Origin of the sequence: Pseudomonas sp. LjRoot277 (assembly GCF_964253845.1) — a bacterium.
Classification (GTDB): domain Bacteria; phylum Pseudomonadota; class Gammaproteobacteria; order Pseudomonadales; family Pseudomonadaceae; genus Aquipseudomonas.
The window spans coordinates 729415-743687 of sequence record NZ_CAXURI020000001.1 but is presented as its reverse complement, the minus strand read 5'-3'; the positions used below and the strand labels follow the sequence as shown (position 1 = coordinate 743687).

The following is a 14273-nucleotide window of genomic DNA, read 5'->3' as shown; positions in this document are numbered from 1 at the left end:
GGAGAGAATGGCCTCAGCCAGATGGAATGTTGGGGGTAGGGATTGCCCTACAAGGATGGCGGGATTGGATAGGGGCAGCGGCAATCTTGAAGCTGCAAGCCGCAGGAACGGGCAAAAGAAGGTTGTCGGGCATGTCGCAAATGGACATGGCGACGCTTCATCCCTGTAGGAGCACAGCCTTTAGAGGAGTTTGTGTTCCATCGCGTACTTCACCAGTTCCGCCAGGGAGGTGATGTTGAGCTTCTGCATCAGCCGCGCCTTGTGGGTGCTGATGGTTTTACTGCTCAAGGCCAGTTGCTGGGCGATGTCGTTGACGTTGGCGCCCTGGGCCAGGCGCTCGAACACCGAGAACTCGCGCTCGGACAGCAACGAGTGCAACGGCCGCGAATCGGTCAGGCCGACTTCGAAGACCATGCGGTCGGCCAGGTCCGGGTCGATGTAGCGCCCGCCCGCCGCGACCTTGCGGATCGCCGTCAGCAGCAGTGCAGGATCGCTGTCCTTGGTCGCATAACCGGCGGCGCCAACCTTCAACGCACGGGCGGCCATTTGCGCTTCGTCGTGCATCGACAACACCAGAATCGCCGGCGGATTGTTCAGCGCACGAATCCGCGGAATCGCCTCCAGCCCGTTAACCCCTGGCATGGAGATGTCCAGCAAAACCACTTCGCAGGGAACATGGCGCAAGGTCTCGAGCAACTGCTCACCATTGCTCGCCTCCCCTACCACCAGCAAATCCTTGGCCAGGCCGATCAATTGCTTGATGCCTTCGCGGACGATGGTGTGGTCTTCGGCTACCAATACACGGATCACTTACTTCTCCTCATCCAGCGGCACTCGCACGCTCAGGGTCGTGCCTTCACCCGGTTCACTCTCAAGCGACAACTGCCCGCCCATGATCAACACTCGCTCGCGCATGCCGACCACCCCGAAGGATGTTGCTCTACCGGTGGCAGGGACAAATCCTACGCCATCATCGCTGACGGTCAGACACAACTCGTCGCCTTCCAGCGCCAATGTCAGTTCGACAGTATGCGCCTGGGCATGGCGCATGACATTGGTCAGCGCTTCCTGGAGTATCCGGAACAGGCCAATCGCCTTGGCATCACTGAGCACCGGCAGATTCTCCGGCACCTGCACCAGACACGGAATCTGCGTGCGCGCCTCGAATCGGCGAGCCTGCCATTCAATGGCCGAGGCGATCCCGGCGTCGAGAATCGGCGGTCGCAGCGCCGTGGCTACATCGCGAACCAGTTGGAATAGCTGAGCGATCAGTCGCTTCATGCTGTTCAAGCGTTCGTTCAGACCGGGGTCGAGCTGCGCATAGGCCAGTTCGCACATGGAGGTTTCCAGCTTCAGCACGGTCAACATCTGACCCAGTTCGTCGTGAACTTCCCGGGCGATGCGGGCCTTTTCCTCTTCCCGCACACTCTCCAGGTGCGCGGACAACTCACGCAACTGCTCGCGAGAGCTGGCCAGTTCCAGTTCGATGCGCTTGCTCTCGCTGATGTCCCAGACGATCCCGTCCCAGACATAGGCGCCGTCTTCGAGTCGGCGGGTGATGGCTTTGATCTCGGCCCAGCGCTGTTCGCCGGATCGGGTGAGAATCCGTCCCTGCCACGACCAGTCACTGTCAGTATCCAGCGCATGGTCCTGGGTTTGGTGATAACTGGCCTTGTCGTCCGGGTGCACCAGGCTGCGCAGGCCTTTGTCGCGATGGGCCAGGGTGGCCGGTGCGTAACCCACCAGGCTCTCGCTGCCTTCACTGATGTAGGCAAAATCGATCTGCCCCGTCACCGGCGCCCGTTCCAGACGAAAGACCAGTCCTGGAACGTTGGCGGCGATCCCTTGCAGCCGCGCCTCGCTTTCCCGCAACGCAGCCAATGCACGACGGCGCTCGGTGACGTCGTTGAGGTAGACCACCAGGTATTCTCCGTCGCGAAACCGCAAAAAGCTCAGCGAAACATCCACCGGCAGATTGCTGCCATCCGCCCGTATGCAGTTGGTTTCAAAACTTTGCGGGCCGTCCTCACTGGCCCGGGCGCGTTTCCACAGGTTCAGCCAGCGGTCCATGTGCAAGCCGGGCTCGAAGTCGATCAGCGGCCGATCAATGATCCCGCCCGCCGGATAACCCAGCATGGTTTCGGCCGCGCGATTGGCGTAGCGCACATGGCTGTCCCAGTTGACCCACAGGATGCCGACGGTGCTCTGATCGATGGAAAACTGAGTGAGTCGCAAGGCTTCTTCGCTGGCGGCACGCAGCGCAATGTCTTCGCGCGCAGCCCGCAAACGATGCTCAAGACTGTGCTGCTGCCGACGCTGCCAGAACACGATGGCCATGCTGCTCAGCATCACCACCGCCAACAACAGACAGAGGTTTTGCCAGAAACCCGGGGACTCGGTCAGCCGCGGGTATTTGGGTTGCAGCCATTGGTTGTGCAGTTGCTCCAGGTCCTTGGCCGGGATCGCCCGCAACGCACTTTCGACGATGCCGGCCAGTTCCGGCCAGTCCCGGCGCGTGGCCACCCGCAACAGTTGCGGCAGGCCGATGTCGCCCACCACCACCAGACCGGCGAACTCTGGCTCGGCGGACAAACGCCCCAGCTGCGCTTCGTCGACCACGGCGTAACTGGCCTGCTGACTCAACAACAGTTGCAGCGCCTGGCGCTCGATCGGTACGCCTTGAAGGTTCAGGTGCGGGTAATTGCTGCGCAGGTAATCGGCGGTGGCGCCGGGCATGCGCACGGCGACGCGGGTCTGGCTGTCGAGTTTTTCCAGCTCTACCACGCCGGTGCTTTTCTGGTCGCTGACCACCAGTTGCGGCACCCGCATATACGGGTCGGAAAACTGCCAGAGCCGCAGGCCATCGGGTGTTTGGGTCAGCCCCGGAGCGATGTCGATTTCACCCTCGCGTGCGGCGTCTTCCAGCTGCGCCAGGTCGGGAAAGTTGCGCCAGCTCAGTTCGACTTTAAGCGCCTTGGCCAGCCACTTCATCAGCTCGACATTGACCCCGGACAAACGCTGCAAGCGGCGATCGTATTGGGCGTAGGGCACTTGCAACACAAGCCCCACGCGCAATTCGCCATGTTGCGCCAGCCATTGCTGCTGGCCCACGGACAATTGCGCGACATGCACCGGTGGCGCGGGAGCCGCCCAGCCCATCAAGGGAAACCACAAACAGCCGATAACCCACAGGCAGCGAAAACGCATCATCGAAATCTCACACACTGACAAATACTGACCAACCCATTAGGCTGCCGGAATAACTTCTGGCCTGGAATATCCGATGCCCCCTGTCTACCGCCTGGCACTGCCAGCATTGTGCCTGTCGCTGATCCTGCCTTGTGCCTTTTCTGTCGAGGCCGCCGACCCGGCGCCAGCCACTACGGAAACACCCGCCGAAGAAAAACCGGTCGAGCGCCAGCCGCTGCTTGAGCGTAGTCAGGAAGAAGCGTCTGCACTTGAGCGACAGATCCCTGCTCAGGAACAGCAGCAACTGCAAGCGGGCAGCGACACGTTTCTGGCCTTGTGGAAACCGGCCAATTCCGCCGCCCCCAAAGGCGCGGTGATTATCATCCCGGGCGCCGGCGAAACCGTTGACTGGCCGCAAGCAATCGGTCCATTGAGACGGAAATTGCCGGACGCCGAGTGGAGCAGCCTGAGTATCACCTTGCCGGACCTGCAAAGCGATGCCATTGCGCCGCGTATCGTCGAAGTGCCGCCCACACCAAAAGCCCCTGACGCCGGCAGCAAAGACTCGACCACCGCAGCGCCCATCGAACAAGCGGCGGGCGGCGAAGCGGAGGTGGCGGACAAGGCGATCGCCGAAACCACCGAGGAACAGGCCAAAGCCGACGCTGAACGAATCTTCGCCCGCATCGACGCCGCGATCGCCTACGCCGAACAGCAAAGCGCTCGCAGCATTGTCGTGCTGGGGCATGGCACTGGCGCTTACTGGGCCGCGCGCTACCTGAGCGAGAAGCAGCCCTCGCAAGTGGAGAAGTTTGTGATGGTCGCCGCTCAGATGCCGGTGAAAGCCAAACCAGAGCTGGCCGAACTGACACCGACCCTGAAGCTGCCCACCGCAGACATCTTCTATATGGATAGGCCGCTGGACCGCAACCTGGCGCTGGAACGCTTACAGGCCAGCAAACGCTTGAAGACTTCGGGGTTCAGTCAGGTTTCGCTCAAGGCTTTGCCGGGTAATTCCAATGCAGAGCAAGAGCAACTGTTCCGTCGGGTGCGGGGCTGGTTGAGTCCACAGACCGCGAATTAAGCAAAAGCAAAAGATCGCAGCCTGCGGCAGCTCCTACACCGGGTTATGCGTACACCTGTAGGAGCTGCCGCAGGCTGCGACCTTTTGATCTTCCCGGCCACTAGCGAAAATCCCGCCGCTCGCGAATCAATGTGTAGGCGCTATGCAGTTCGCGAGTCTTGTCAGTGGCTTCGCGCACCTGCAGCGCCGTCGCACCGCTGCCGGCGATCTTGTCCGGGTGATGGCGACTCAGCAGGCGTCGATAAGCACGCTTGATCTGCGCCGGCTCACTGGTCGCCGAAACGCCCAAAAGCCGCAGGGCATCTTGATAGGTCAGCACGCTGCTGGCCTGTGCAAACTTGTGCTGCTCGTAATCGGCCGACAGAGCCCGTACCTGTTGTGACGACCAGCCCAGCCATTTACCCCACTGCCTGATCAGCTCTCGCTCAGCGCTACCGGCGCGGCCATCGGCCCAGATCATCCGCCAACAGGCGCGCAAGACGCCTTCGGCGGCATGAGGTTGATGACTCAAGCGGCGCAGGTAACCGCGCAACCGGTCATCTCCCGACTTGCCGCGATTAAACGCCGCAATGGCCCGACGCTGGGCCGACTCGGTCATGTCCAGCGAGCGCATTTCCTGACGGGCCTGCTGGATATGCCCTTCCACCACCCGTCCATCGCACTTGGCCAGCCGTCCCAACAATACAAACAGCAGTTCATCGTTGCGCAGCACCGAGCGGCCACCGAGCCTTTCTCGCAAGTGCGCCCAGCTTTGTATGTGCAAGTGCCGATCCAGCACCTGCCCCAACAAGGCGCCTAGCATGGCCCCCGGAATGCTGGCGATGTAAAAGCCCGCTCCGGCTCCAATCAGAGTCCCTGGCCACAACATGTCAGCGTCTCGCTTCTAACAGGGTTTCGACTTCAGCCAGACGTTCGTGAGTGCCGACATCCACCCAATGTCCATTCAAGCGCTCGCCGGTGACGTGTCCATCGGCCATGGCCTTGCGCAGCAGCGGTGCAAGCTTGAAGGCGCCGGCGGAGCAACCGTCGAACAGCTGCGGGTGCAGGACCGCGATGCCGCTGTAGGTCAGGGTTGCAGTGTCCGGTTGGCCGTCGCGTACTTGCCCGTCGATCAGACTGAAATCGCCGGTCGGGTGATGGGCAGGGTTATCCGCCAACACCAAATGCGCCAGCCCGGTGATCGGTTGGTGCAACACGCTGAAGTCGTAGTCGGTCCAGATGTCACCGTTGACCACCATAAAGGCCTCGTCACCCAGCAACGGCAGCGCACGGAAAATCCCGCCTCCGGTTTCCAGTGGCTCACCTTCCGGCGAGTACTGAATACGTACGCCGTATTGCGAGCCATCACCCAGGTAGTTTTCGATCAGTTGGCCGAGCCAGGCATGGTTAATCACCACCTCGGTAAACCCCGCCACCGCCAAGGCCTTCAAGTGATACTCGATCAACGGAATACCGCCAGCGCGAACCAGAGGCTTCGGCGTGGTCAAGGTCAGCGGGCGCATGCGCTCGCCTTTCCCTGCAGCCAGAATCATTGCCTTCATGCATTCACTCCAGCACGCAGACTCAGCAGCAACACATCCAGCTCGGCCAGTTCAGGGCGGCGGGCGATCACAGCGTCTATATAAGCGAAGAAGCGTGGTACATCACCGAGATAACGCGGCTTGCCGTCGCGGTGGCAGATGCGGGCAAAGATGCCGATCACTTTCAGGTGCCGCTGCACACCCATCAGGTCACTGGCGCGCAGGAAATCTTCGAAGTCGGGCTGGACCGGGATCCCGAGATCGCACGCTTGCTGCCAGTAGGCTTCCAGCCAACCGCGCACACGCGCCTCGGGCCAGCTGAGGAACGCATCCTTGAACAGGCAGGTCACGTCGTAGGTCACCGGACCATAGACTGCATCCTGGAAATCCAGCACGCCGGGATTGGGCTCGCTGAGCATCAGGTTGCGCGGCATGTAGTCGCGGTGCACCAGCACTTTGGGCTGGGCCAGTGCGCTGTCGATCAATAGCTCGGTCACGTTCTGCCAGAGCATTTGCTGCGCCGAGTCGAATTCGATGCCCAACTCGCGCTTCACGTACCACTCAGGGAACAATTCCAGCTCGCGACGCAGCAGCGCCACGTCATAACTTGGCAGCGGTGCAACCATCGGCAACTGCTGAAAAGCCAGCAGCGCTTGCAGGGCATCCTTGAACAAATCGTCGGCATTTTCGCTGTCGATCACGTCCAGGTAAGTCTTGTTGCCCAGGTCATTGAGCAAAAGAAAACCACGTTCGAGGTCTTCGGCATAAATTTGCGGAACATTTATTCCGGATTTCGCCAGCAAAAAAGCGATATCCACGAAGGGTTTACAGTTTTCCTGGGGCGGTGGCGCGTCCATCACGACGAAGCTTCTGCCCTCGCCTTCCCAGCGGAAATAACGTCGAAAACTCGCATCACTGCTGGCCGCGGTCAACGTGGCCGGGGGTACGACGCCCCAGTCCTGTTCTGCAAAGAGGGCAGCCAATTGCTCATCGAGCCAAACTTTCAGGTGTTGCAAACGTACATCTTGGTCAGGCATTGCAAGGGTCTCCGACGGCGCTAGCCGTCAAGCGGGTCATGCTTTATTATCCAGCATCTTTTTCAGACCATCGAGAGGCGTGCGGCCCACACCGCGGGCAGATGGCACGCAGGAAGCCCGGACTAATAAGATGGCATTGAAATCCCCCGCGTTTCGTAAAAAATTTCCGTTGTTGGTTACCGGCAGTCTGCTGGCCCTGCAACCTCTAGCCACTTCGTTCGTGGTCGCCGCGGAACAGTATGACTGCTCAGTCTCTGCTTCGGGTGCCTGGAACTGTGCGCCAAAATCTCCAGCAGCTGCGCTACCACCTCGCCCCGTCCATGACGGCAGTGCGGCGGCAAGCACGAGCGGCGAGACTCCGGCTGACAGCGGTTTAAGTCAAGACACCGGCGCAAAACCTGTGCTGGTGACCGAATCCAAGGGCCGCGGCCTGAAGTCGCGTAGCGAAGACTACAGCCACCTCGATTGGGTTCCGCGCGAGAAGCTCACTGCCGCGCAATTGGCCGAAACCGGTCCTTACTGCGCTGGTTCCTATATCGAACCGATTCGTCCTGGCATGAATGACAAGACGAATAAAAGTGACGCTCCGACCTTTCTCGGCGCCAAAGCCTCTCGCTATAAGCAGGATGAGCAGGTCGCGACCCTGGCGGGTGATGTGGTCATGCGTCAGGGCAGCATGCAGGTCGAAGCCGACGAAGCGAACCTCTACCAGGCCGAGAGCCGTGGCGAACTGAGCGGTAACGTCCGTGTTCGCGACAACGGCGCTCTGATCGTGGGCGACCACGCCGACGTGCAGCTCGACACCGGTGAAGCCAAGGTCGACAACGCCGAATACGTGATGCACAAATCCCGTATCCGCGGTAATGCGCTGTACGCCAAACGTGCCGAGAACGCGATCATCCGCCTCAAGGATGGTACGTACACCACGTGCGAACCGGACAGCAACGCCTGGCAGCTCAAGGGCAACAACATCACCTTGAACCCGGCCACCGGCTTCGGTACCGCGACCAACGTGACGTTGCGGGTCAAAGACATTCCGGTTCTATACACGCCGTACATCTATTTCCCGATCGACGACCGTCGCCAGTCCGGCTTCCTGCCACCGACCATCGGCACCGGCAGCGATACCGGCTTCATGCTGGTCACACCGTATTACTTCAACCTGGCACCGAACTACGATGCCACGTTGTACCCTCGCTACATGAGCAAGCACGGGCTGTTGATGGAAGGCGAATTCCGTTACCTGACCCCGTCCAGCGAAGGTCAGTTCGGCGCCGCGTACCTCAACGACGAAGATACCGATCGCAGCAAGCAGACCGACTACCAGAAAAACCGCTACATGTATAACTGGCAGCACAAGGGCGGTCTCGACTCGCGCGTTCTGACACAAGTCGATTACACCAAGCTCAGCGATCCGTATTACTTCCAGGATCTGCAAACCGATCAGATCGGGGTAAAAAGCTCTGACTTCGTGAACCAGCAGGGTTCTGTCACCTATCGTGGCGACAGCTACACCGCTCGCTTGAATGCACAGGCTTATCAGCTCGCGACCGTTTCGGACATTACGCCGTACGACCGCTTGCCGCAGATCACTTTCAATGGTCAGTTGCCGACTCACCCTGGCGGCCTGAATTTCGACTACGACACAGAAGTCGTACGCTTCGACCGTGATTTGAAGAACGGTAACTTCGTTAACGAAGACGGTACCGTTGAACCGCGCCTTGATAACAACGTTACGGGACTGGCACGTGCCAATGGCGACCGTTTGAATCTCAAACCGGGTGTCAGCCTACCGTTGGACTGGACTTATGGCTTCGTGAAGCCATCTCTCAAGTACCAGTACACCCAGTACCAACTGGATCTGGACGGTACCGGCAAAAGCCAGATTGACGCGCAAACCGCGGAGCAGCAAAAGCTCAACGGCACCTTCAGCAGCAGCCAGAACCGTGGCGTGCCGATTGCAAGCATCGACAGCGGCCTGTACTTCGATCGCAACACCCAATGGTTCGGCAAGAACTATCGCCAGACCCTCGAACCGCGCCTGTTCTACCTGTACGTCCCTGAAACGGATCAGGAAGACATTCCGGTATTCGACACCACCGAATACACCTTCAACTACGCGTCGCTGTTCCGTGACAACCGCTTCTCCGGCTCCGACCGTGTCGGCGACGAGAACAAACTGTCTCTGGGCATCACCAACCGCTGGATCGAAGAAAATGGCTTCGAACGTCAACGCATCAGCGTCGGCCAGGCCTTGTACTTCAAGGACCGCGAAGTCCAGTTGCCGGGTATCGATGCAAAAACCCGCGACGACGCGCATGCTAATGTCTCGCCTTATGCGCTGGAATACGAATATCGCTGGAACCGCGATTGGCGCACCACGGCCGATTACAACTGGGACCCGGACAGCCGCAGCCCTCGCTCCGGCAGCGCGATGTTCCACTACCAGCCTGAAGACAACCCGAACAAGGTCATCAACGCCGGCTATCGCTATCGTAATGACCAGGTCCGTTACGACCAGAACACCGGTAAATGGCAAGTCGGCGGTGGTGACTACGGCACCCCAGGCCAACCTGGCTACGTGAAGGACTACTACAAGATTGAGCAGCACGATTTCTCGGTGATCTGGCCGATCGTGCCGCAATGGAACGCCATCAGCCGCTGGCAGTATGACTACAACCGTAACCGTACCCTGGAAGCTTTCGGTGGTTTCGAGTACGACAACTGCTGCTGGAAACTGCGCCTGATCAACCGTTACTGGGTCAGCTATGACGAATTCAGTCAGAACGCCCCGGAAAACGAAAAAGGCGACCACGGCATCTTCCTACAAATTGTTCTGAAGGGACTCGGCGGCCTCACCGGCGCCAAAGTAGAGAGCTTCCTCGACAAAGGCATCCAAGGTTATCGTGAACGTGAAGACCAAGCTTTCTGATTGTCTGCGCCCGCTGATGCTGGGCGCGCTGTTCCTGGGTACCGCGGCGAACGCCGCGGTGCAGTCCATCGATAAAGTGGTGGCCATTGTCGACAACGACGTGGTCATGCAGAGCCAACTGGACCAACGCGTTCATGAAGTTCAGCAAACCATCGCCAAGCGTGGTTCTGCCGTACCGCCGGCCAACGTGCTGGATCAGCAGGTACTTGAACGTCTGATCGTCGAAAACCTGCAACTGCAGATCGGCGAACGCTCCGGTATCCGCATTACCGATGAAGAACTGAACCAGGCTGTCGGCACCATTGCCCAGCGCAATAACATGTCGATTGAACAATTTCGCGCCGCTCTGACTCGCGACGGTCTGTCTTACGACGACGCACGCGACCAGATTCGCCGCGAGATGGTCATCAGTCGTGTGCGTCAGCGTCGTGTGGCCGAGCGTATTCAGGTTTCCGAACAGGAAGTGAAGAACTTCCTCGCTTCCGACCTTGGCAAAATGCAGCTGTCCGAAGAATTCCGCCTGGCCAACATCCTGATTCCTACGCCGGAAAGCGCCAACTCCGACGCGATTCAGAACGCAGCCAAACAGGCAGACGCGGTTTACCAGCAGCTCAAGCAAGGCGCTGACTTCGGTCAGTTGGCAATCGCCAAATCCGCCAGCGAAACCGCACTGGAAGGTGGCGACATGGGCTGGCGTAAAGCCGGTCAATTGCCACCTCCGTTCGATCGCATGCTGGGCACTATGGCTGTCGGCGACATTACCCAGCCAATGCGCACACCGGGCGGCTTCATCATCCTGAAGATCCTCGACAAGCGTGGCGGTGAGACCCAGACACGCGATGAAGTGCATGTGCGTCATATCCTGGTCAAACCTAGCCCGATCCGCGACGAAGCAAAAACCAAAGCTCTGGCTCAATCGCTCTACTCCCGTATCGAAGCGGGCGAAGATTTCGGCGAACTGGCGAAAAGCTTCTCGGAAGATCCGGGTTCCGCCCTCAACGGCGGCGACCTGAACTGGATCGACCCGAATGCACTGGTGCCTGAATTCCGTGAAGTGATGGCCAAGACCCCACAAGGTCAGCTGTCCAAGCCATTCCAGACCCAATATGGCTGGCACGTTCTGGAAGTCCTCGGCCGTCGCGCCACTGACAGCACCACCCAGGCTCGTGAGCAGCAAGCAATGACCGTATTGCGTAACCGCAAATACGACGAAGAACTGCAAACCTGGCTGCGTCAGATCCGTGACGAAGCGTACGTAGAGATCAAACTCCCTGGTGCAGACCAGGCAGCGCAGTGAAACCCAAACGTTTCGCGCTGACACCCGGCGAACCGGCCGGCATAGGTCCTGACCTGTGCCTGCTGCTCGCCTCGCAAGCCCAGCCACATCCCCTGATTGCCATTACCAGCCGCGACCTGCTCCTTGAGCGGGCCGTGCAGCTGGGTGTGGTTGTCGATTTGCTGCCGGTAAACCCGGACAACTGGCCGGATGTACCCGCGCCAGCCAACAGCCTGTATGTCTGGGATACACCGCTCAACGCCAAGGTCACCGCCGGGCAACTGGACAAGGCCAATGCGGCTTTCGTTCTCGAAACCCTGACTCGAGCTGGCCAAGGCTGCCTGGACGGGCATTTTGCGGGCATGATCACGGCCCCTGTGCACAAGGGCGTGATCAATGAATCCGGGATCGCCTTTTCCGGGCACACAGAATTTCTCGCCGACCTGACCCATACCGCACAAGTGGTGATGATGCTCGCCACTCGCGGATTGCGCGTGGCGCTGGTCACCACTCACCTGCCTCTTCGCGAGATTGCCGATGCGATCACGCCGGAGCGTCTGGAACGGGTCACGCGAATCCTGCACGCCGATCTACAAGAAAAATTCGGCATTGCCCGGCCACGCATCCTCGTCTGTGGGCTCAACCCCCATGCCGGCGAAGGCGGACACCTGGGCCATGAAGAAATCGACATCATCGAACCTACATTAGAGCGCCTGCGCGGTGAAGGAATGGACCTTCGTGGCCCCCTGCCCGCCGACACTCTGTTTACCCCCAAATATCTGGAGCACTGCGATGCAGTGCTGGCGATGTACCACGACCAGGGCCTGCCTGTGCTGAAGTACAAAGGCTTCGGCGCGGCAGTCAACGTGACCCTCGGCTTGCCGATCATCCGCACATCGGTCGACCACGGCACTGCCCTGGACCTGGCCGGCAGCGGCAAAATCGATACCGGCAGCCTGCAAGTCGCCCTGGAAACCGCCTACCAGATGGCCGAGACCCGTTTATGACCGAGCATTACCAACACCGTGCGCGCAAGCGCTTCGGCCAGAATTTCCTGCACGATGCCGGCGTTATCGACCGCATCCTGCGCGCCATTCGCGCCAAGCCTGAAGACCACTTGCTGGAAATCGGCCCTGGCCAGGGTGCGCTGACTGAAGGTCTGCTTAACAGCGGTGCCCAGCTGGACGTGGTGGAACTGGACAAGGATCTGATCCCGATCCTCAACCAGCAATTCGCCGGCAAGAGCAACTTCAACCTGCATCAGGGCGACGCACTGAAGTTCGACTTCAACAGCCTGAACGCTGCGCCGAACAGCCTGCGGGTGGTCGGTAACCTGCCGTACAACATCTCTACGCCGCTGATTTTTCACCTGCTGCATAACGCCAGCCTGATTCGCGACATGCACTTCATGCTGCAAAAAGAAGTGGTCGAGCGCCTGGCAGCAGGCCCTGGTGGTGGTGACTGGGGTCGCTTGTCGATCATGGTTCAGTATCACTGCCGGGTTGAGCATCTGTTCAACGTTGGCCCCGGCGCGTTCAATCCGCCGCCCAAAGTCGATTCGGCTATCGTGCGCCTGGTGCCTCACGCGGTGCTGCCGCACCCGGCCAAGGATCACAAGTTGTTGGAGCGCGTCGTGCGCGAAGCCTTTAACCAGCGCCGCAAGACCCTGCGCAATACCCTCAAGCTGCTGCTGAGCAACGCTGAAATCGAAGCCGCTGGCGTTGATGGCAGCCTGCGCCCCGAACAGCTCGATCTGGCCGCCTTCGTGCGCCTGGCCGACAAGCTCAGCGAACAAGTCCTACAGACACCCGCCGCCGACTGACAGGCAATGAGCGTTATCGGGTAGGACACCAGCCTTCATGTCTGGTTTACTACCCGATACTTGGCCTAGACTGAGTTCTATCAGCTACGCCCCGCGTTCCGCTTCGTTTAAGGCCTCTTGCATGTCCGATCCTCGTTACCAGGTCGACGTCAGCGTCGTCACCCGCTATCTGGCAGAACAATCGCAACCCGAGCAAAACCGCTTTGCCTTCGCCTACACCATCACCGTGCACAACAATGGCGAGCTACCGGCCAAGCTGTTGTCACGGCACTGGGTGATCACCGACGGTGACGGGCATGTCGAAGAGGTTCGCGGAGCCGGCGTTGTTGGCCAGCAACCGTTGATCGAGGTGGGCGAGAGCCACACCTACAGCAGCGGCACCGTCATGACCTCCAAGGTCGGCACGATGCAGGGCACTTATGAAATGGTTGCCGACGACGGCAAACACTTCGACGCCATCATCGCCCCATTCCGTCTGGCGGTGCCCGGAGCCCTGCACTGATGGCAACGTATGCCGTCGGCGATCTGCAAGGCTGTCTTCAAGCATTGCAATGCCTGCTCAAGCAGGTCGCCTTCGACCCGACACAGGATCGTCTGTGGCTGGTCGGCGATCTGGTCAACCGTGGCCCGCAGTCCCTGGACACCTTGCGCTTCCTCTATAGCATCCGCGAATCGCTGGTGTGCGTGCTCGGCAACCATGACCTGCACTTGCTGGCGGCCGGAAAAAACATCGAACGCCTGAAGAAGTCCGACACCCTGCTCGAGATTCTCGCAGCGCCCGATTCCGCGGAGCTGCTGGAGTGGCTGCGTCAGCAAAAGCTCATGCATTACGACGAACAGCGCGATGTCGCCCTGGTACATGCTGGCATTCCGCCCCAGTGGTCACTGCGCAAGGCCTTGAAGTATGCCGCCGAAGTCGAGACTGCATTGCGCGATGACAACCTGTTGCCGCCCTACCTCGATGGCATGTACGGCAACGATCCGGCGAAATGGGACAACGACCTCAAAGGCGTGACACGCCTGCGGGTGATCACCAACTATTTCACCCGCATGCGGTTTTGTACCGCCGAGGGCAAGCTTGACCTCAAAAGCAAGGAAGGCCTCGACAATGCGCCACCGGGCTACAAACCCTGGTTTCAGCACAAAGAGCGCAAGACCAAGGGCCTGAAAATCATCTTCGGCCACTGGGCCGCACTGGAAGGCCGATGCAATGAGCCGGGCATCTCGGCCCTCGACACCGGTTGTGTCTGGGGTGGCGCCCTGACCCTCATGAATGTCGACAGCGGTGAACGCCTGTCTTGCAAATGCGACGAGCATGGCCTTGCCCTGCCGCCAGTCGCCGCACTTACCCCCGAACCATCGTCAGCCAGCGCCCCGCGCTAGACTGCGCTTTCAGCCGAGCCACAGGAGCCC

At 59.9% G+C, this 14273-nt stretch carries 12 protein-coding genes; 7 read left to right on the top strand and 5 right to left on the bottom strand.

The genetic code is table 11. The features are described from left to right. Window positions 1-180 precede the first annotated feature (180 nt). Window positions 181-810: a response regulator gene (locus ACSQ87_RS03485; protein ID WP_003210977.1), complete on the bottom strand. Its 630-nt coding sequence runs from the start codon at window positions 808-810 to the stop codon at window positions 181-183. Beyond that, window positions 811-3210: a PAS domain-containing sensor histidine kinase gene (locus tag ACSQ87_RS03480; protein ID WP_223431291.1), complete on the bottom strand. Its 2400-nt coding sequence runs from the start codon at window positions 3208-3210 to the stop codon at window positions 811-813. A 73-nt stretch (window positions 3211-3283) separates the two neighbouring features. On the opposite strand from ACSQ87_RS03480, the gene ACSQ87_RS03475 reads away from it, so the two are divergent. Next, window positions 3284-4273, top strand: coding sequence for an alpha/beta hydrolase family protein (locus tag ACSQ87_RS03475; RefSeq protein WP_223431290.1), 990 nt, complete (start codon window positions 3284-3286; stop codon window positions 4271-4273). A gap of 100 nt (window positions 4274-4373) precedes the next feature. On the opposite strand, the gene ACSQ87_RS03470 is transcribed toward ACSQ87_RS03475, so the two are convergent. The 3 genes from ACSQ87_RS03470 to ACSQ87_RS03460 are packed head-to-tail and all read right to left on the bottom strand — an operon-like array spanning window position 4374 to window position 6830. After that, a complete protein-coding gene (locus ACSQ87_RS03470) occupies window positions 4374-5141 on the bottom strand; it encodes a TerB family tellurite resistance protein (protein ID WP_046045379.1) in 768 nt (255 codons plus the stop codon). A gap of 1 nt (window position 5142) precedes the next feature. Continuing rightward, entirely contained in the window at window positions 5143-5814 is a 672-nt protein-coding gene (gene murU, locus ACSQ87_RS03465) for an N-acetylmuramate alpha-1-phosphate uridylyltransferase MurU (RefSeq protein WP_223431289.1), read from the bottom strand. Further along, complete coding sequence (locus ACSQ87_RS03460) at window positions 5811-6830, bottom strand: aminoglycoside phosphotransferase family protein (protein WP_436273365.1); 1020 nt, start codon at window positions 6828-6830, stop codon at window positions 5811-5813. The genes murU and ACSQ87_RS03460 overlap by 4 nt, the downstream gene beginning before the upstream one ends. A 130-nt stretch (window positions 6831-6960) precedes the next feature. Between ACSQ87_RS03460 and ACSQ87_RS03455 the strand changes: the two genes are divergently transcribed. The 6 genes from ACSQ87_RS03455 (at window position 6961) to ACSQ87_RS03430 (ending at window position 14243) form a co-directional block, all read left to right on the top strand. Next, window positions 6961-9762: an LPS-assembly protein LptD gene (locus ACSQ87_RS03455; protein WP_436273364.1), complete on the top strand. Its 2802-nt coding sequence runs from the start codon at window positions 6961-6963 to the stop codon at window positions 9760-9762. Next, window positions 9743-11059, top strand: a complete 1317-nt coding sequence (surA, locus tag ACSQ87_RS03450) for a peptidylprolyl isomerase SurA (protein ID WP_223431286.1) — start codon at window positions 9743-9745, stop codon at window positions 11057-11059. Before ACSQ87_RS03455 ends, surA begins: the two co-directional genes overlap by 20 nt. After that, on the top strand, window positions 11056-12045 hold the full coding sequence (gene pdxA, locus ACSQ87_RS03445) for a 4-hydroxythreonine-4-phosphate dehydrogenase PdxA (protein ID WP_223431285.1): 990 nt from the start codon (window positions 11056-11058) through the stop codon (window positions 12043-12045). Before surA ends, pdxA begins: the two co-directional genes overlap by 4 nt. Next, window positions 12042-12860: a 16S rRNA (adenine(1518)-N(6)/adenine(1519)-N(6))-dimethyltransferase RsmA gene (rsmA, locus tag ACSQ87_RS03440; RefSeq protein WP_056741305.1), complete on the top strand. Its 819-nt coding sequence runs from the start codon at window positions 12042-12044 to the stop codon at window positions 12858-12860. The genes pdxA and rsmA overlap by 4 nt, the downstream gene beginning before the upstream one ends. Before the next feature lie 121 nt (window positions 12861-12981). Beyond that, entirely contained in the window at window positions 12982-13362 is a 381-nt protein-coding gene (gene apaG, locus ACSQ87_RS03435) for a Co2+/Mg2+ efflux protein ApaG (protein ID WP_008147202.1), read from the top strand. Next, window positions 13362-14243: a symmetrical bis(5'-nucleosyl)-tetraphosphatase gene (locus ACSQ87_RS03430; RefSeq protein ID WP_223431284.1), complete on the top strand. Its 882-nt coding sequence runs from the start codon at window positions 13362-13364 to the stop codon at window positions 14241-14243. The genes apaG and ACSQ87_RS03430 overlap by 1 nt, the downstream gene beginning before the upstream one ends. The last annotated feature ends 30 nt before the right edge of the window (window positions 14244-14273 follow it).